Annotated in this window: 15 protein-coding genes; 10 read left to right on the plus strand and 5 right to left on the minus strand. The window is 59.4% G+C overall.

What is annotated here, in order from left to right; genetic code table 11:
- The first annotated feature begins 79 nt into the window (after positions 1–79).
- Genes bamA through lpxB form a run of 6 tightly spaced genes read left to right on the plus strand, consistent with a single transcriptional unit; the run spans position 80 to position 6,921 of the window.
- Complete coding sequence (bamA, locus tag ACTJJ7_RS00480; RefSeq protein WP_440964756.1) at positions 80–2,446, plus strand: outer membrane protein assembly factor BamA; 2,367 nt, start codon at positions 80–82, stop codon at positions 2,444–2,446.
- Between the two features lie 53 nt (positions 2,447–2,499).
- Positions 2,500–3,558 (plus strand): UDP-3-O-(3-hydroxymyristoyl)glucosamine N-acyltransferase, encoded by a 1,059-nt coding sequence (lpxD, locus tag ACTJJ7_RS00485; RefSeq protein WP_440964758.1) that lies wholly within the window; start codon positions 2,500–2,502, stop codon positions 3,556–3,558.
- A complete protein-coding gene (gene fabZ / locus ACTJJ7_RS00490) occupies positions 3,551–4,036 on the plus strand; it encodes a 3-hydroxyacyl-ACP dehydratase FabZ (protein ID WP_105732884.1) in 486 nt (161 codons plus the stop codon). The genes lpxD and fabZ overlap by 8 nt, the downstream gene beginning before the upstream one ends.
- The gene (gene lpxA / locus ACTJJ7_RS00495) at positions 4,036–4,869 is read left to right on the plus strand and encodes an acyl-ACP--UDP-N-acetylglucosamine O-acyltransferase (protein WP_440964760.1); all 834 of its coding nucleotides are present in this window, start codon (positions 4,036–4,038) and stop codon (positions 4,867–4,869) included. Before fabZ ends, lpxA begins: the two co-directional genes overlap by 1 nt.
- Positions 4,853–5,743 carry an LpxI family protein gene (locus ACTJJ7_RS00500; RefSeq protein ID WP_440964762.1) on the plus strand — a complete coding sequence of 297 codons (891 nt, stop codon included), beginning with the start codon at positions 4,853–4,855 and terminating at the stop codon, positions 5,741–5,743. Before lpxA ends, ACTJJ7_RS00500 begins: the two co-directional genes overlap by 17 nt.
- Positions 5,740–6,921, plus strand: a complete 1,182-nt coding sequence (gene lpxB / locus ACTJJ7_RS00505) for a lipid-A-disaccharide synthase (RefSeq protein ID WP_440964764.1) — start codon at positions 5,740–5,742, stop codon at positions 6,919–6,921. The genes ACTJJ7_RS00500 and lpxB overlap by 4 nt, the downstream gene beginning before the upstream one ends.
- 63 nt (positions 6,922–6,984) lie before the next feature.
- Here lpxB and gltA read toward each other — a convergent pair whose 3' ends face one another.
- Together gltA and gltX are read right to left on the minus strand one after the other, a co-directional pair.
- Positions 6,985–8,277 carry a citrate synthase gene (gene gltA / locus ACTJJ7_RS00510; protein WP_105732880.1) on the minus strand — a complete coding sequence of 431 codons (1,293 nt, stop codon included), beginning with the start codon at positions 8,275–8,277 and terminating at the stop codon, positions 6,985–6,987.
- Positions 8,278–8,579: 302 nt separating this feature from the next.
- Positions 8,580–10,004, minus strand: a complete 1,425-nt coding sequence (gene gltX / locus ACTJJ7_RS00515) for a glutamate--tRNA ligase (protein WP_105732879.1) — start codon at positions 10,002–10,004, stop codon at positions 8,580–8,582.
- Between the two features lie 268 nt (positions 10,005–10,272).
- Between gltX and ACTJJ7_RS00520 the strand changes: the two genes are divergently transcribed.
- Positions 10,273–12,558: a ComEC/Rec2 family competence protein gene (locus ACTJJ7_RS00520; RefSeq protein ID WP_440964767.1), complete on the plus strand. Its 2,286-nt coding sequence runs from the start codon at positions 10,273–10,275 to the stop codon at positions 12,556–12,558.
- Here the strand turns inward: ACTJJ7_RS00520 and lexA are convergent.
- From lexA to ACTJJ7_RS00535, 3 genes are all read right to left on the minus strand, one after another.
- A complete protein-coding gene (gene lexA, locus ACTJJ7_RS00525) occupies positions 12,552–13,271 on the minus strand; it encodes a transcriptional repressor LexA (protein WP_105733144.1) in 720 nt (239 codons plus the stop codon). The two genes, ACTJJ7_RS00520 and lexA, sit on opposite strands and share 7 nt — an antisense overlap.
- 238 nt (positions 13,272–13,509) lie before the next feature.
- Positions 13,510–14,538 carry a substrate-binding domain-containing protein gene (locus ACTJJ7_RS00530; protein WP_105732877.1) on the minus strand — a complete coding sequence of 343 codons (1,029 nt, stop codon included), beginning with the start codon at positions 14,536–14,538 and terminating at the stop codon, positions 13,510–13,512.
- Between the two features lie 75 nt (positions 14,539–14,613).
- Entirely contained in the window at positions 14,614–14,832 is a 219-nt protein-coding gene (locus tag ACTJJ7_RS00535) for a hypothetical protein (protein ID WP_440964769.1), read from the minus strand.
- 126 nt (positions 14,833–14,958) lie between these two features.
- Here ACTJJ7_RS00535 and ACTJJ7_RS00540 point away from each other — a divergent pair, with 126 nt between their 5' ends.
- The 3 genes from ACTJJ7_RS00540 to ACTJJ7_RS00550 all read left to right on the plus strand — a co-directional run bounded on the left by ACTJJ7_RS00540 (position 14,959) and on the right by ACTJJ7_RS00550 (position 18,114).
- Positions 14,959–16,221, plus strand: a complete 1,263-nt coding sequence (locus ACTJJ7_RS00540) for an ABC transporter substrate-binding protein (protein WP_105733143.1) — start codon at positions 14,959–14,961, stop codon at positions 16,219–16,221.
- Positions 16,222–16,336: 115 nt separating this feature from the next.
- A complete protein-coding gene (locus ACTJJ7_RS00545; RefSeq protein ID WP_105732876.1) occupies positions 16,337–17,284 on the plus strand; it encodes a carbohydrate ABC transporter permease in 948 nt (315 codons plus the stop codon).
- Positions 17,284–18,114 (plus strand): carbohydrate ABC transporter permease, encoded by an 831-nt coding sequence (locus ACTJJ7_RS00550; protein WP_105732875.1) that lies wholly within the window; start codon positions 17,284–17,286, stop codon positions 18,112–18,114. The genes ACTJJ7_RS00545 and ACTJJ7_RS00550 overlap by 1 nt, the downstream gene beginning before the upstream one ends.
- Positions 18,115–18,116: the final 2 nt, after the last annotated feature.

The raw sequence follows: 18,116 nt of genomic DNA on the forward strand, positions 1-18,116 counted from the left end.
CGGCTATGACGGTGTGCGAGTAATTGCTTAGTCCGGGATCTCGCCCGGGGACAACGAGAAACAAAGGTTTAGTAGGCCTATGGCGGCAAGTTCAAAATTCGTTGGTGCAGCGTCGGCGCTCGCCATTTCAGCGGCTCTGGTAAGTTCGGGAGCGATCGTTACGACGGTTGCGGGGATTACAGCAGCACAGGCAGCAACCGTCAGCCGCATTGAAGTGCGCGGGAATACCCGTGTGGATGCCCAGACGGTCAAGGACAATCTCGGCATCACGCCAGGCAAGCCTTTCTCCAACAATGACATTGATGCTGCCACGAAGCGCCTGTTCAACACGGGTCTGTTCGGCGATGTGCGCATCACCCAGTCCGGCGGTGCATTGATTGTCACCGTGTCCGAGCACCAGGTCGTCAATCAGGTTATTTTCCGCGGCAACAAGAAGATCAAGGATGCGCAGCTCTCCGGTGCAGTGCAGTCGAAGTCGCGCGCTGCATTCAGCCAGCAGACGCTTGATGCCGACACCGAGGCAGTCCGCGCCGCTTATCGCAACATCGGCCGCAGCGATGCTACGGTAAGTTCGCGCACCATGGATCTCGGTCAGGGGCGCGTCAACGTGGTCTTCGACATCAATGAAGGCGACCGTACCAAGATCGCCAACATCGTGTTCGTCGGCAATCATGCCTTTGGCGAACGCCGTCTGCGTGACGTGATTTCGACCAAGCGTTCCAACCCGTTGTCCTGGCTGACACGCAATGACGTGTACAGCGAAGACCGTATGCGGGCGGACGAAGAGTCGCTGCGCCGCTTCTATTACAACCGTGGTTATGCGGATTTCCGTGTGATCTCGTCGACAGCCAATCTCGACGCGGCAAGCAATGAGTACACGATCACCGTTACGGTTGAAGAGGGTGAGAAGTACAAGTTCGGCGGCGTAGAGATTCAGAGCTCGGTCGAAGGTGTCGATACATCCAAGCTGGGTGGTCTCGTCAAAACCTCCGAAGGCGATGTCTACAACGCCAAGGAAGTCGAAGACTCCATCATCAAGCTGTCCGAAAAGGTGGCTGGTCAGGGTTACGCCTTTGCCAAGGTTGAACCGCGCGGTGACCGCAACTTCGAGAACCACACGATTTCGGTCGTCTACAACATCGACCAGGGTCCGCGCGCCTATCTCGAGCGCATCGAAATCCGCGGCAACGAGAAGACGCGTGACTACGTCATCCGCCGTGAATTCGATGTGAGCGAAGGCGATGCGTTCAATCAGGTCCTGATCCAGCGCGCCAAGAAGCGTCTGGAAAACCTTGAATTCTTCCAGACCGTCAACATTTCGACCGCGCCCGGCTCGCAGCCGGACCAGGTTGTCCTGGTTGTGGATGTTGTCGAGAAGTCGACCGGTGAATTCTCCATCGGTGGCGGTTATACGACGGGTGGCGAAAGCCCCGGACCGACAGTTGAAGGCTCGATCACCGAGCGCAATTTCCTTGGCCGCGGCCAGTTCATTCGTATCGGTGCCGGTGGCGGTCTGAACAACAACCGCACCTATTCGCTGTCCTTTACCGAGCCTTACTTCCTCGGTCAGCGCATTTCGGCCGGTTTCGATCTGTTCAAGCGCCAGTCCGGCGTCAATGACAAGTATGAAACCGATTTGACCGGCGGTACGATCCGCTTTGGTCTGCCGATCACCGAAACACTGACGGCGGGTGTCGCTTACAACCTGTCGCAGGAAAAATACACGATCGAAGACGCTGCCAAGCTTCCTGACGGCACACCGGATCCATCGCAGATTTCGCAGGCGTTCGTTGACGCGACAAATCGCGGTACATGGATCAAGTCGTCGGTCAGCTGGTCGCTTGTCTATGACACCATCGATGACCGCAAGAACCCGCATGATGGTCTCTACGCCAAGTTCAACCAGGAATATGCTGGTGTCGGCGGCGATGCCAACTACCTGAAGACAACGTTCAAGGGCAGCTACTACAAGACGCTGTCCCAGGAAATGGACATTGTCGGCCTCGTCGGTGTCGGCGCGGGTTACATCAAGGGATTTGGCGACGATCTGCGCGTGTTTGACACGTTCAAGAACAACCAGGACATGATTCGCGGCTTCAAATACGCCGGTATCGGTCCGCGCGACTTGAGTGTGGCGGATGCCAAGGGCAGCTTCCTCGGTGGTAACACCTACTTCAATGCCACTGTGGAAACACAGTTCCCGCTGCCGGTTGTTCCTGAGAGCCTGGGTATCCGTGGTGCCCTGTTTGCCGATGCGGCCACGCTGTACGGCAACGACCTCAAGCAGGCATCGAACACCAGCATGGAATGGCGCGCATCCGCGGGTGTAAGTATCATGTGGGCATCGCCGTTCGGTCCGCTGCGCTTCGACTACGCTTTCCCGGTCAAGAAGGTGGATGGCGATCAGGTGCAGAACTTCAACTTCGGCATGTCGAGCAAATTCTGATAGATTGCTGACCTCCCGGGGGAGCATATTTCCCCGGGGGAGAAAGTTAGTCGATGGCCGATCCGATCTTTTATGAGCCACTGCTGAACGTGACTGTTGGTCAGATCGCCGATCTGACCAATGGCGTTCTTGTGGACAGTTCTCTGGCCAATAGGCCGGTCGTCCGCCTTGCATCCCTGGCGGATGCCGGTCCCGATGCGCTTGTGTTCATCGATGGCAAGAAGAACGCGCAGAACCTCGAAGGTTTGAAAGCCGCCGGCGTGTTGTGCACGGACGAAGTCAAGGCAAGCGTGCCCAAGAATGTTGCGGTCATCGTCAGCCGCCATCCGCAGCAGGATTTCGCCGCCATTGGCCGTGCGCTTTATCCGCGGGCGGTCAACGCGCATCTTTGGAGCGGCGAGGAGACAGGTGTTTCACCGCACGCCATCATCGATCCGACAGCCGAAATAGAAGATGGTGTCACGATTGAACCCGGTGTCATCATCGGCAAGCGTGTTTCCATTGGCGCCGGGACCGTCATTGCCGCCAGCGTGGTGATCGGTAATGGCTGCAAGATCGGACGCGACTGCTATATCGCGCCGAGCTGCTCGGTCCAGTATGCATTTCTCGGCAATCGGGTGCTGCTGCATCCGGGCGTGCGCATTGGCCAAGACGGTTTTGGCTATGTTTCGGGTAAGGCTGGCCTCGACAAGATGCCTCAGCTTGGCCGCGTCATCATCCAGGACAATGTTGAAATTGGCGCGAACACGACCATTGATCGCGGCGCACTCGCCGATACGGTGATCGGTGAGGGCACGAAAATCGACAATCTCGTGCAGATTGCCCACAATGTTCGTATTGGACGCCATTGCGTGATTGCTGCGCAGTGTGGCATTTCCGGCAGTGTGGTGCTTGGTGACATGACGATGCTGGGCGGAAGTGTCGGGATCAAGGATCATGTCAATATCGGTTCCCGCGTTGAGATTGCCGCGGCAAGCGGCGTGATGAATGATATTCCGGACGGTGAGCGGTGGGCCGGTGCGCCCGCGCAGCCGTTCAAGCAATGGTTCCGCGAAATCGCGAGTGTCCGCGCGATGACCAGGACCAAGAAGGAGAGCAGTTCAGATGAATGAAAATGTACAGGCGAGCAGTCTTGGCGTCGCGGACATCCAGAAGCTTCTGGCAAATCTGCCGCATCGCTATCCCTTTCTGCTGATTGATCGCATCGTTGATATCGATCGCGATGTCTCGGCAACGGGTATCAAGAACGTCACGATCAATGAACCGCATTTCGCCGGTCATTTTCCTGAACTGCCGATCATGCCCGGCGTTCTGATCGTTGAAGCCATGGCCCAGACCGCCGGTGCCATCGTGCTGTTCCACAATGGCAGCGGCAAGCCGGGCAAGGTCTTCTTCATGACCATCGACAATGCCAAGTTCCGCAAGCCTGTCGTGCCGGGTGACCAGCTCAAACTGCGCGTGACCAAGCTCAAGCAGCGCGGCAACATCCACAAGTACAGCTGCACTGCTGAAGTTGACGGCGTCAAGGTGGCCGAAGCTGACGTGGCGGCAATGGTCAGCTTCCCCGAAGAAGACGAGACCGGGGCTTGATGTCCAGTTCCAGCATTCATCCCACCTCGATTGTCGAGGCGGGCGCAAAGATTGGTGACAGGGTAACCATCGGACCATTCTGCCATATCGGACCGGAAGCGGTCATTGGCAATGATGTTACCCTGCTGAGCCACGTGGTCGTCATGGGCGCGACGACCCTGGGTGATGGCGCCAAGGTCTATCCCAATGCCATTCTGGGCGGCGATCCGCAGAACACCAAGCACAAGGGCGGGCACACCACGCTTGTCATTGGCCAGAACTGCACCATCCGCGAAGGCGTCACGATGAATCGCGGCACTGACGGCAGCCGCGGCTTTACCACGGTTGGCGACAACTGCATGTTCCTGGCCTATTCGCACGTGGCGCATGATTGCGACATCGGCGATAATGTCACCTTCGCCAACAATGTCATGATCGGCGGCCATGTGTCCGTCGGCAACAACGTCATCATCGGCGGCGGCGCTGCCTTGCATCAGTTCGTGCGGGTTGGCCACCATGCTTTTGTCGGCGGGCTTGCGGCGGTGGCACTCGATGTCATTCCCTACGGCATGGTCATCGGCAATCACGCCTATCTGGGCGGCCTCAATATTGTCGGCATGAAGCGGTCAGGCATGGCCCGTCCGGAGATACACAATCTGCGCCGCGCCGTGCGCATGCTGTTTGACCGCAGCAAGCCGGTCCGCAACCGCGCCGGTGACGTGCGCCTTGCCTTTTCCCAGTCGCCGGCGGTTGCCGATCTGGTTGACTTCATCACCGCTGATACCAAACGTGCCTTCTGCACGCCGCCCCTCGGTTCCGGAATCGAGACCAGCGACAGTGACGACAACAGCTAAGACACCGGACGGGACGCGGCCAGCGGCCATAACCGGCCGCACGGCGATCGTCGCGGGCAATGGGCTCCTGCCGATTTCCATCGCGGAAAGCCTGCAGAAACAGGGCGCCAATCCCTTGATCATAGCCATCAAGGGTGAGGCATCGCCTGAGATCAATACACGCAAGCACGCGGAAATCTCGATCGTCGAGCTGGGCGGCCTGATGAAAATCCTGAAATCGGAAGATATCAGCAATGTGGTGCTGGCGGGCGGCGTGCGCCACCGGCCGGAATTTTCAGCGGCGCTGCGGCCCGGCAACGGCAATCTCGTCGCGTTGTATCGTTTCATGCGGGCTTTCCGCCTCGGCGATGACGGTTTGCTCAAGGCCGTGATCGCAACCATTGAATCCTATGGTTTCCGGGTTGTCGGTGCGCACGAGATCGTTCCGGATATTCTTGCGCCTGAGGTGGGAACGATCACCCGGAAGAAAGCCGATCAGGCAAGCATTGCCGACATGCGGGCCGCCCGCGAGGCGGCCATCATGATCGGCTCGCTCGATATCGGGCAGGCGGCCATCGCCGTCGGCAGCCGCGTGGTGGCGCTGGAGGGCGTGGAGGGCACCGATGCCATGCTGCAGCGGGTGGCCGAACTGCGTATTGCCAAGCGGATCAACCGCAAGGGCGGCGTGTTGGTGAAATGCGCCAAGCCGCAGCAGGAGGTGCGCGCGGATTTGCCTGCCATCGGCGTGAGCACCGTGGAGAATGCGGTGAAGGCCGGCCTGAAGGGCATTGCCATCGAAGCACGGCGCACGCTGATCCTGGGCTATGCCGAAACGATCGCCGTTGCCAATGAAGCCGGTATTTTCATCGAAACTTTTGCGCAGGAGGCCGAGTGAAAACAGCAGCAAAGCCACTTCGCCTGGCCATTGTCACCGGCGAAGAGTCCGGCGACCTGCTTGGTGCCGACCTGGTTCAAGCGCTGCGCCGGCAATATCCGGGTGAGGTGACCTTGACCGGCGTTGGCGGGGAGCATCTTTCGGCCCTCGGTCTCAACTCCCTGTTCGACCAGCACGAAATCGCTCTGGTCGGCCTGACGGCCATCGTCACCAAACTGCCGCAGCTCATCCGCCGCATCGCCCAACTGTCCAAAGCCATCATCGCGGCGAAACCCGATTGCCTCGTCATTATCGACAGCCCGGATTTTACCCATCGCGTTGCCCGCAAGGTGCGGGCTGCCGATCCGTCGATCCCGATCATCAATTATATCAGCCCGTCGGTCTGGGCCTGGCGCCCGGAGCGCGCCAAGGCCATGCGCGGTTATATCGATCATGTGCTGGCGATTTTGCCGTTTGAAGTGCAGGCCTTGAAAGATCTCGACGGTCCGCCCGCCACCTATGTCGGCCACAGGCTGGTGACCTATGCCCCGCTGTTGGCGGCTGCGGAACGGAACCGGGCACGGGAAAGCGGTTTCGCTGATAGAACCGAACACAATCTTGTTGTCCTGCCGGGATCACGTAGAGCTGAAATATCAAGCCTTTCCAAACCATTCGGCGAAGCAATTGACCTTTTGGAAGAGCGGGGAAACCGCTTCAGGCTGACCTTGCCGACGCTTCCCAAGGTCGAACCCCTGGTGCGCCAGCTCACCGCCGGCTGGAAAGTCCAGCCCAACATCGTGGTGGGTGAAGCGGAGCGCCTGAAAGCCTTTGCCGAAGCCGAAGCCGCGCTCGCCGCTTCGGGCACCGTATCGCTCGAACTCGCACTGGCACGCATCCCGACGGTGCTGTCCTACCGGCCTGACTGGCTGGCGCGGATGTTCATTGCGCCGCGCATCAAGGTGTGGAGCGCCGCCTTGCCCAATATCATTGCCGACAAGCGAGTCGTGCAGGAATATTTCAACCAGTTCGTTCGTCCCGGTCCGCTGGCCCGCGAAATCGAACAGTTGCTGAAGCCCGGCCATGCCAGGGCCTTGCAACTCGAAGGCTTCGATGAAATCGCGGCACTGATGCAAACGGAACGGCCATCCGGCGAGATTGCTGCCGGGAAAGTTCTCGAATACGTGCATAAGAGGGCCTGAGAAACAGGCTTCTGGATATGAAAAAGGCGCCGAACGGCGCCTTTTTTCGTATTCTGGATGATCTTATTTGCGGTTGCCGACCGGAACGTAGTCGCGCTGCGTTGCACCGGTGTAGAGCTGGCGCGGGCGGCCGATCTTCTGGTGCGGATCTTCGATCATTTCCTTCCACTGCGCAATCCAGCCGACGGTGCGGGCAACGGCGAACAGCACCGTGAACATGGTGGTGGGGAAGCCGAGCGCCTTCAAGGTGATACCGGAATAGAAATCGACATTCGGATAGAGCTTCTTCTCGATGAAATATTCATCGGTCAGGGCAATGCGCTCCAGTTCCATGGCGACATCGAGCAGCGGATCGTCCTTGATGCCGAGTTCGGCGAGAACTTCCTTGGTGGTCTGCTGCATGATCTTGGCGCGCGGATCGTAGTTCTTGTAGACGCGGTGACCAAAGCCCATCAGGCGGAACGGATCGTTCTTGTCCTTGGCGCGGTTGATGAATTCGGGGATGCGGTCAACCGTACCGATTTCGCCGAGCATGTTGAGGGCGGCCTCATTGGCACCGCCATGGGCCGGGCCCCAGAGGCAGGCAATGCCCGCAGCGATACAGGCGAACGGATTGGCACCGGACGAACCGGCAAGACGCACCGTCGACGTCGAGGCATTCTGCTCGTGATCGGCGTGCAAAATGAAAATCCGGTCCATTGCGCGGGCAAGAACCGGATTTGGGACGTAATCTTCGCACGGCACGGCAAAGCACATGTGCAGGAAGTTGGTGGCGAAATCGAGATTGTTCTTCGGGTAAACGAAGGGCTGGCCAATATGGTACTTGTAGGCCATGGCAGCCAGGGTCGGAATCTTGGCGATCATGCGGATGGATGCAACCATGCGCTGATGCGGGTCCGAAATATCGGTCGAGTCGTGATAGAAGGCAGACAGGGCGCCGACGCAACCGACCATGACAGCCATGGGATGGGCGTCACGGCGGAAGCCGCTGAAGAAGCGCGACATCTGTTCATGCACCATGGTGTGGTGCGTCACGCGATAGTCGAAATCATGCTTCTGGCTCTTTGTCGGCAGTTCGCCATAAAGCAGGAGATAGCAGGTTTCGAGGAAGTCGCCTTTTTCGGCGAGTTGTTCGATCGGATAGCCGCGATGCAGCAAAATGCCTTCGTCACCATCGATATAGGTGATCTGCGACTCGCAGGAGGCTGTGGATGTAAAACCCGGATCGTAGGTGAATGCACCCGTGTTCTTGTAGAGTGTTCCAATGTCCACGACATCAGGTCCGATGGTGCCTTTTTTAATCGGTAACGCAAACTCGTGACCATTCAGATCGATGTTGACGCTATTCTCAGACATTGCCGTTCCTTTCTTGCTTCAGCTCCCGCTGACATCCCGTGTACCATTCCGAAGTTCGCTGCTTGAGCAGTAGACTCTCGTCGAACTTCGGAAGTGAAAGCACACGAGTTACTTCATATTCCAGTATGCCTTTGAAACAGGTTGTTCCTTCCAGGCAGGTGATTTTCTGACCTCTGCGTTCAGCGTACTGGCCCAAAGCCTCGACCTCTTTCCAAGGTCTTTATCCTGATTTTCTCAGGCACGACACCGTAGCCGAACGGCGCAATGTTGCAATGCAAAAAATGCACCGTCAGGGCTGCGGATTAACCTTTTATCCGGTCCTCGATACGCCCCAGCGACTCCTCGCGGCCAAGCACCGCCAGCACATCGAAAACCCCCGGAGATGTTGCTCTTCCCGTCAGCGCGGCGCGCAGGGGTTGGGCAATTTTACCCAGCTTCAGGCCGGTGTTTTCCGCATGAACCCGCACCGCCGCATCCAAGGCTTCGGCGGTCCAGTCATTGACGGCCGATAGTGCCGGGAAAACGCCGGAAAGCACGCCCAGGCCTTCTTCGTTCAGAAGGCCTGCGGCTTTTTCGTCCAGCGCCAGCGGGCGCTGTGCAAACAGGTACTTTGCACTGTCCGCCAGTTCGACCAGCGTCTTGGCACGCTCCTTCAGGCCGGGCATGGCCGCGAGCAACTGCTGGCGGGTCCGGTCATTGAGCCGCGACAGAATGTCCGCGCCGCCCTCAATCTCAGGCAGGATGTCGATCATCGCCTTGACCAGATCGGCATCGGCGGAGAACCGCATGTAGTGGCCGTTGATCGCCTCGAGCTTCTGGAAGTCGAAGCGCGATGCGCCGCGATTGATGTCGGAAATCTCGAACCACTCGATCATCTGGGCGTCGGACATGATCTCGTCGTCGCCATGGCTCCAGCCGAGGCGGACGAGATAGTTGCGCAAGGCCGCAGGCAGATAACCCATGGCCCGATAAGCCTCGACACCGAGCGCGCCGTGACGCTTCGACAGCTTTGCCCCATCCGCACCGTGGATGAGCGGAATATGGCCCATGACCGGGATAGCCCAGCCCATCGCATCATAGATGATGGCCTGACGCGCCGCATTGGTCAGGTGATCGTCGCCACGGATGATGTGGGTGACGCCCATGTCATGGTCATCGACGACAACCGCGTGCATGTAGGTCGGATTGCCGTCGGAACGCAGGATGATGAAATCATCGAGATCCTTGTTGGGAAAGCGCACATCGCCCTGCACGAGGTCGCGCACGAGCGTTTCGCCGTCCTGCGGTGCCTTGATGCGGATAACCGGCTTGAGGCCCGCAGGGGCTTCCTTCGGATCACGATCGCGCCAGCGGCCGTCATAGCGCGGCGGGCGGCCCTCGGCGCGCGCCTTTTCGCGCATTTCCTCAAGCTCTGCCGGTGAGGCATAGCAATAATAGGCCTTGCCCTTGGCAACGAGTTCCTCGGCAACCTCCCGGTGACGGGGCGCGCGCTCATACTGCGACACCGCATCGCCATCCCAATCAAGGCCCAGCCACTTCAGGCCATCGAGAATGGCCGTGACAGCCGCTTCCGAGGAGCGTTCGCGATCCGTGTCTTCGATGCGCAGCAGCATCTTCCCGCCGGTGTGCTTGGCATAGAGCCAGTTGAACAGGGCCGTGCGAGCACCGCCAATATGGAGGTATCCGGTCGGGGAGGGTGCAAAACGGGTAACAACAGGTGACGACATAAGGACTCCAACAGACGTCTCGGCCATTAGCCTAACATCCAATCGATTTGATCTGGCGTTGATGTAGCATAGGAGCGCTGTCGTGCAAGGGCATAGGCAGAATTGGAGGCAAATGCAGGGGCCGGCCACCAGTACACAAACGAGTGAACGGCAGTTTTTTGATCGTCCGGCGGACGATGAGCCGGGTATTGCGACTCAAATGCCGCGGGATAATGCTGTTGGCGCACCACGCGTGAGTCTGTCGGCAAGGCTGCGTTGGCGTATTGGGTTGGGGCGTGATCTGCTTCCGGCAATCTCCCAGGCATTCTGGCAGGACCATGATCGCGGCAGCCTTTTCCTGTTTGTTCCGGTTTTTGCCGGCAGCGGCGCCATCGTCTATTTCTGCCTGCCGTCGGAACCGCGGCTGAGCGCCATCCTCTTCGGATTGACCGCCCTTGCCGGGTTCCGGCTCCTGGCGCATGAACGGCATCTGGCGGGGATGTGCCTTTCAGCTGCCCTGCTGGTTGTGGCGGGCATGCTCTGCGCCAAGCTGGAAACACTGCGTCTGGATACGCCGATGCTCGGTTCTGCCGTCACCACGCGGCTGACCGGCCGCATCGCCGCGATCAACCGTGCCGGGCGGGGCGGCTGGCGCGTGACGATGGATGTGATAGCCACGGAACGCCCGCTACTGCGCTATGCCCCGACAAGGCTGGTTGTCTCGGCCCGCGCCCTGCCTGCGGATGCTGCCATAGGCGGCGGTTTGCGCGGACTGGTGCATCTGCGCCCGCCATCCGGGCCGGTGCGATCGGGCAATTACGACTTTGCCTTCCACAATTACTACAGGGGCATCGGCGGCAGCGGCTTCTTTCTCGGCAGGCCCGAAGCGGTTGCCCTGCCGGAACCAGCTGATTTGACGACCAGAACATTGCTCATGGTTGCCACAATGCGCCAGACACTGACCGATCGCATTGCCGGTCATATGCCCGGCGAAACCGGAGCCATTGCCGCGTCGCTGATCACCGGCCAGCGCGATGGCATCAGCGACGCCACCAACAACGCCATGCGGCTGAGCGGCCTGTCGCACATCCTCTCCATCTCGGGATTGCACATGGCGCTCGTCGCCGGAATCGTTATCGGCTCGCTGCGTGCCGGCATGGCCTTTTTCCCGGACTTCGCCGCGCGCTATCCGATCAAGAAGTTTTCGGCCTGCGCGGCGTTGCTGGCGTCGGCGTTCTATCTGCTGCTCTCTGGTATGGACGTGGCGGCCCAGCGCAGCTTTGTCATGCTCGGCGTGATGCTTGTCGCCATGACGGCGGATCGTGCCGCCTTGTCTTTGCGCAATGTCGCTCTGGCTGCTCTGGTGACCATCGCCATCGCGCCGCATGAGGTGATGGGGCCAAGCTTCCAGATGTCCTACTCGGCCACCGCCGCACTGATCGCATTTTACGGCTGGTGGTCGCCGCGCAGGACCGCCCGGAATGCCCGGAGTGCATCCCGCAGCGGCCTCTTGCTGCAATTGCCCGGCAGGATCGGCGACCATGTCAGTGATATCGCCCTCACATCTCTGGTCGCCGGGTCGGCCAGCGCGATCTTTGCCGCCTACCATTTCAACAATACCGCGCCGCTTGGACTGATCGGCAACGCATTTGCCTTGCCCGCGGTCTCGGTTCTGGTCATGCCCTTCGCCGTACTGGCGCTGCTGCTGATGCCGTTCGATCTGGATTTTCTGGCATTTTCCGTCATGGAACGCGGCATCGACCTCGTGGTCTTCATTGCCCATCACGTGGCGGCACTCTCGCCCTCGGGCAATCCCGGTCCGATGCCGCAGCCGAGCCTGATCCTGATGAGCGTGGGGCTTGTGATCCTCATTCTCCCGTCATCATGGCTGCGCCTGTGCAGCCTGCCGCTGTTTGCTGCCGCCGCCCTGATCATGGCACGCGCAGCGCTGCCGGATATCGTCCTGTCGGAGGATGGCCGGCTGGCCGGTGCGCGCAATGGCACGGCGTTGATGATCAATCGCCCGCTGGGCGGTGCCTTCACCCTCGACAACTGGCGGCAGGGCTATGGGCTGGATCAGATCGTCAAACCGGCAGGAAGCGGCAAAGTAGCAGTGGAGGGCGCGTTCGAATGCGCCGGAAAGCTCTGTATCACGCGTGAACCGGGCGGCCTCATCATTGCCTATACGGATGATCCCGCGCAACGGGATGCGGCCTGCAACGCGGGCAATATTGTCGTGCTGGGCTTTGCCGGTGTCGAAGCCGCTTGCCCCGTGCCCGGCCCGATGGTGATCACGCGCCGCGATCTGGCGTTGAACGGCGCCGCCGAAATCCGGTTTGGCCCGGCTGCGCAAGGGCAGGGCGACCTGACGGATGTATCGAAAGCCACAGAAGCATTGGAGCAAAGGCTGTTGTCCGCCCGTCTGACCTTCGCGATAGGTCCGCCCAACCGGCCATGGAACAGCTATCGCATCCATTCCAATGCGGCGCGCAACCGGCCGGAGCGTTCACACAAGGCCCATGCGGCCAAAGGCGTCCCGAACAATGCCGAACGGGACGCGGCGGACGGTCAGTAACGGCGGATCAGGCCGACAAGCTTGCCCTGAACCCGCACGCGGTCCGGTCCGAAGATCCGCGTTTCATAGGCAGGATTGGCCGCTTCCAGGGCAATCGAGGCACCCTTGCGGCGAAACCGCTTGAGGGTGGCTTCCTCGTCATCGACCAGCGCCACGATGATTTCGCCGGGGCTCGCGGTGTCGCCGCGCTTGATGACAACCGTATCGCCGTCAAAAATGCCCGCTTCGATCATCGAGTCACCCTTGACCTCAAGCGCGTAATGCTCGCCGCTGCCGATCATATCAGGCGGCAGGCTGAGCATGTGGGTCTGGTTCTGGATGGCGGAAATCGGCACACCGGCGGCAATCCGGCCCATGACGGGAATGCTGACATTGGCAGGCATGTCCATGTCATTGGAGGCGCGCGGCTGCGGTTTCGGCGGGGCCACATTGCGTCCGAGACTGCCCTCGATGACGCTCGGCTCGAACTTTCTCTGGCTGTTGAGGCCGGGTGCGATGGAGTCCGGCAGGCGCAGGACTTCCAGCGCGCGTGCCCGGTTGGCAAGCCGGCGAATGAAGCCGCGCTCTTCCAGCGCGGTGATCAGCCGGTGAATGCCGGATTTGGAGGCCAGATCCAGCGCATCCTTCATTTCGTCGAAGGATGGCGGAATGCCTGTCTCCTTCAGACGCTCATGAATGAAGAGAAGAAGTTCATGTTGTTTACGCGTGAGCATCGGCGATCCTTTAGCAGGGAATCGGAAAAACAAAACCAGAACAAACACTATCTGTTCCAGCATTGTTCTACAAGTGCTTAATATTCCGTTGCGGCAATGCTGGAAGCTTGGTTACGGGGCATGTGCGGGCAGAAATGCACCCATTCGGGGCATTGTTCCGTCGGTTTCCAATTGGATATCACAGTATCATGACAGCTTTCGTCCGAATCGCCGAGCGCAGACGCTTGACCAGGCGATGTCACCGGCGCGGGGCGACGGGCGGACCGCTCGACTGGCGCAGGATAAGTTCTACGGGCCATATCTCGTGGATGTTCTCGACCGGTTCGCCGTCGAGGACACGCACCAGCAGCTCGGCAATACGCGACCCGGCGGAGCGGATCGACGACCGGGTGGTGGTCATGGCCGGCACCATGTTGCTGGCATTGAGATAGGGAAACACGTCGTCATGGGCGATCACGGAGACTTCCTTGCCCAGTTCGTAGCCCTTTGAGCGGATGGCGCGGAAAATGCCGAGCGCCGTCATCATCGAGCCGGCGAGAATAGCCGTGGGATGCGGCGTATAGGACAAAAGCCGCTGTGCCTCGTGAAAACCGGTCTCGTCGGAAAAACGTTCATGCACGATGAAGCGCGGATCAACGGCAATGCCGCGCTCGACCAGCGCTTCGCGATAACCCATTTCGCGGTGTTCGGAAAACGTATGGCCCTTCAGCCCGTCAATCATCGCGATATGCCGGTGGCCAAGATCGATCAGATGCGATGCCGCCTGCCGGAAGGCGCCGGCATTGTCGATGTCGAGCCAGGCATGCGGGGCGGCGATATTGGTTCGCCCGTGCAGCACGAAGGGAAATTTCGCTTCCGTCAGCATGGCCACGCGCTCGTCCATCAGGGTGGGGCCGGTGATGATGATGCCGTCCACGCGCTTGCTGGAAATCAGCCGCCGGTAAGCCGCAAGCTCGTCATTGTTAATGCTCGGGCTCATCAGCAGGTCCATTTCGTGCTGCGACAGCTGTTCGGCCAGACCGGAGAAGAATTCGCTCGTATGCGGGCCGAAACGTTCGCTGCGGTCGCGCGGCATCAGGATGCCGATGGCGCCGATACGGCCTATGGCAAGGCGGCGGGCATTGGCATTGGCACTATAGCCGTATTTTTGCGCCGCCTGGCTGACGCGCTCACGCGTGGCCTTGTTGACTTCGGGATAGCCGTTCAGGGCGCGACTGACGGTCGTTTGCGAGAGGCCCAGTTGTTCAGCCAGTTCCTTGAGTTTCATGGCACGCAATCCAATACGGTGTATTCAGGCAATGCAGATATGACTCCAAATACTAAACATAACCAGAGCCTAAATTCAAAGCGCTTTGGGTAATTGCTCGCGATATTGTGATCTTTGGTTGGCGAGATGCGGTTTCAGCGGTGCACCAACAGGGAATTCACATGTTGAGATATTTCGCATAATATATTGTAATTTATATGCAATATGTTTGATCAGGACGCCGCCAGCCAAGGCATCCGGCTTATCCCGCCAATTTGCGGCTTGACAGGCCGGAGGGGCTTTGTCATTTTTCATTCAAAGCGCTTTGAATTTTGATGTTTCAAATGATTTCCAAAGCGCTTCAGGAGGAGTTTTTGAGGAGGAGCCAAGCATCGCTGCGATGTGCGGCAGCCGATTCTGTCAGATTTTTGGGAGGAAATCATGAAAGCCAAATCATTCATTGCGACCCTTTTGACCACGACCTTGCTGGCGTCGGGGGCTTTTGCCGCCAATCTGGCGATTGTATCCGGCGACACTGGCAATGGACGCGAATTCCTGCGCAAGCAGCTTGACCAGTTCGAGAAGGAAACCGGCAACAAGGTGTCGATCGTTGCCATGCCTGCCAACAGTTCCGACAATTTCGGCCAGTACCGCCTGTGGCTCGCCGCCGGGAATACGGATATCGACGTCTACCGCACCGACGTGATCTGGGCGCCGCAGCTGGCCGACCAGTTCCTCGACCTGAAGGAAGCCGCCAAGGACGTCATCGACCAGCACATCCCTTCGATCATCGAAAGCCAGACCGTCGGCGGCAAGCTGGTCGCCCTGCCGATGTTCACCGATGCTCCGGCGCTCTATTACCGCAAGGACCTGCTGGAAAAGTACAAGAAGCCGGTGCCGAAAACCTGGGACGAGATGGCGGCAACCGCCAAGGAAATCCAGGACGGCGAACGGGCGGGCGGCAACAAGAGCATTTATGGCTTTGTTTTCCAGGCCAATGCCTATGAGGGCCTGACCTGCAACGCGCTCGAATGGGTAAAATCCTCGGGCGGCGGGCAGATCGTCGAGGCGGACGGCACGATTTCGATCAACAATCCGGAAGCGGCAGCAGCCATCGACCGTGCCAAGGGCTGGGTCGACACCATTTCGCCCAAGGGCGTGCTTGCCTACACCGAGGAAGAGGCGCGCGGCGTCTGGCAGACCGGCAATTCCGTTTTCATGCGCAACTGGCCCTATGCCTATGCGCTGGCCGGGGCCGATGGCAGCGCCATCAAGGGCAAGTTCGATGTGGCGCCTCTGCCGAGCGGCAAGGAAGGCCAAAGCTCCGCCGCAACGCTTGGCGGCTGGAACCTGGCGGTTTCAAAATATTCGAAGGCACCCGAAGAGGCGATCAAGCTTGCGCTGTTCCTCGGCTCGCCCGCACAGCAGAAGGCGCGGGCGATTTCCCAGGCCAGCATGCCGACCATCAAGGCGCTCTATGACGACAAGGACATCGCCGCCGCGCAGCCGCTGATTCCAAACTGGAAACCGGTGTTTGAAAATTCCGTTCCGCGCCCCTCGGCGCCGACGAAGGTGAAATACAATGAAGTGTCCAACATGTTCTGGAGCGCGGTCCACGATACATTATCGGGCAATGGCACCGCTGCCGAAAACCTTGAGCTTCTGGAAGCAAAGCTGACTGAACTCAAGGGAAACAGCTGGTAGGCCCCTGCCAGCAAAGGGCACGGTGCGGATGGCGTTCACAACCTCCCGAACCCCGTTCGCACCGTTTGCCTGACGCTTTCGCTTCATCTGGAACCACACGGGCAGGAATACGAGCATGACGCCTTCCACCGCACGTTCAGAGCTTTTGCGGCAGCGCGCCCGTTCGGCGCAGCTGTTTCTCATTCCGATGATCATCGCGCTGGCCATCGTTGCCGGCTGGCCCTTGCTTCGGACAATCTATTTCTCGTTCACCGATGCCTCGCTGACCAATATGGGCGCGGCCAAATGGGTGGGATTCAAGAACTATCTCTCGTGGATCCAGCTGAAGAGCGGCCGCACGATCTTTTCAGGACTTCTGGTCGATCCGACCTGGTGGAACGCCGTGTGGAACACGGTCCGCTTCAGCATCATCTCCGTGGCGCTGGAAGCCTTTTTCGGCATGATCGTCGCGCTTGTTCTGAATGCCGAGTTCAAGGGCAGGGGCATTGTCCGTGCCGCCATCCTCATTCCCTGGGCGATTCCGACCATCGTGTCCGCCCGCCTGTGGGGCTGGATGCTGAACGACCAGTTCGGCATTCTCAATGATCTTTTCCTGCGCCTCGGTTTCATCAGCCATCCCATCGCCTGGACGGCGAGCGCCGATACGGCGATGACAGCGGTGCTGATCGTCGATGTCTGGAAGACCACGCCGTTCATGGCGCTGCTCATTCTGGCTGGCCTGCAGATGGTGCCGAAAGACATTTATGAAGCCGCGCATATCGACGGCGTGCATCCGATCCGCCAGTTCTTCCGTATCACCCTGCCGCTGATCAAGCCGGCGCTGATGGTTGCCATCATTTTCCGCCTGCTCGATGCCATGCGCATTTTCGACCTGATCTATGTTCTGACTCCCAACAGCTCGCAGACCAAGACCATGTCGGTGCTGGCACGCGAAAATCTCATCGAGTTCGACAAATTCGCCTATGGCTCGGCGCAATCGACGCTGCTGTTCCTGGTGATCGCGCTGATGACCGTACTGGCGATCTGGCTTGGCCGCGTGCGCCTCGATGGAGGAGACCGCTGATGATCTGGAATCTCACCAAGAACACGGCGTTTTATGCGCTAGTCACCCTGATTGTCGTGCTGGCGGTCTTTCCATTCTACTACGCCATCATCACCAGCTTCAAAACCGGCAGCAACCTGTTCACCGTCGAGTATTTTCCGTCGTCATTCTCGCTGGAAAACTACGTATCGGTCATCAATGCCGGCAGTTTCACCCGCAATCTGCTCAATTCGCTTATCGTGTCGACACTGGTGGTGTTGCTGGCCCTGCTGATTGCCGTCACCGCATCCTTTGCGCTGGCCCGCGTGCGGTTTCGCGGCCGTTCGCTGCTGCTGCTGACCATCCTCTCCGTCTCGATGTTCCCGCAGATCGCGGTGCTGGCGGGCCTTTTCGAGGTCGTGCGCTTTCTCGGCCTCTACAACACGCTGTGGAGCCTCGTCTTTTCCTACACGATCTTCACGCTGCCGTTCACCGTGTGGGTGCTGACCACCTTCATGCGCGATCTGCCTGTCGAAATCGAGGAGGCGGCCATCGTCGACGGTGCAACGCCCTGGGTCATCATCACCAAGGTCTTCCTGCCTTTGATGTGGCCGGCCATGGTAACCACCGGACTGCTCGCCTTCATTGCCGCATGGAACGAGTTCCTGTTCGCCCTCACGTTCACCTCTTCGACGGAGGTGCGCACGGTGCCGGTCACCATCGCGCTTCTGTCCGGAGCCAGCGCGCATGAAATCCCGTGGGGCACGATCATGGCCGCATCCGTCATCGTGACGGTGCCGCTCGTTGTTCTCGTCCTGATTTTCCAACGCAAGATCATTTCCGGCCTCACCGCCGGCGGCGTCAAGGGGTAACT

This window comes from Phyllobacterium sp. 22229, assembly GCF_052056495.1.
Taxonomy (GTDB): domain Bacteria; phylum Pseudomonadota; class Alphaproteobacteria; order Rhizobiales; family Rhizobiaceae; genus Phyllobacterium; species Phyllobacterium myrsinacearum.

Coding starts and splice junctions, on each gene's coding strand:
- bamA (WP_440964756.1), top strand. CDS start 80: ATGGCGGCAAGTTCAAAATTCGTTGGTGCAGCGTCGGCGCTCGCCATT.
- lpxD (WP_440964758.1), top strand. CDS start 2,500: ATGGCCGATCCGATCTTTTATGAGCCACTGCTGAACGTGACTGTTGGT.
- fabZ (WP_105732884.1), top strand. CDS start 3,551: ATGAATGAAAATGTACAGGCGAGCAGTCTTGGCGTCGCGGACATCCAG.
- lpxA (WP_440964760.1), top strand. CDS start 4,036: ATGTCCAGTTCCAGCATTCATCCCACCTCGATTGTCGAGGCGGGCGCA.
- gltA (WP_105732880.1), bottom strand. CDS start 8,277: ATGTCTGAGAATAGCGTCAACATCGATCTGAATGGTCACGAGTTTGCG.
- gltX (WP_105732879.1), bottom strand. CDS start 10,004: ATGTCGTCACCTGTTGTTACCCGTTTTGCACCCTCCCCGACCGGATAC.
- lexA (WP_105733144.1), bottom strand. CDS start 13,271: ATGCTCACGCGTAAACAACATGAACTTCTTCTCTTCATTCATGAGCGT.
- ACTJJ7_RS00530 (WP_105732877.1), bottom strand. CDS start 14,538: ATGAAACTCAAGGAACTGGCTGAACAACTGGGCCTCTCGCAAACGACC.
- ACTJJ7_RS00535 (WP_440964769.1), bottom strand. CDS start 14,832: ATGAAAAATGACAAAGCCCCTCCGGCCTGTCAAGCCGCAAATTGGCGG.
- ACTJJ7_RS00540 (WP_105733143.1), top strand. CDS start 14,959: ATGAAAGCCAAATCATTCATTGCGACCCTTTTGACCACGACCTTGCTG.
- ACTJJ7_RS00545 (WP_105732876.1), top strand. CDS start 16,337: ATGACGCCTTCCACCGCACGTTCAGAGCTTTTGCGGCAGCGCGCCCGT.
- ACTJJ7_RS00550 (WP_105732875.1), top strand. CDS start 17,284: ATGATCTGGAATCTCACCAAGAACACGGCGTTTTATGCGCTAGTCACC.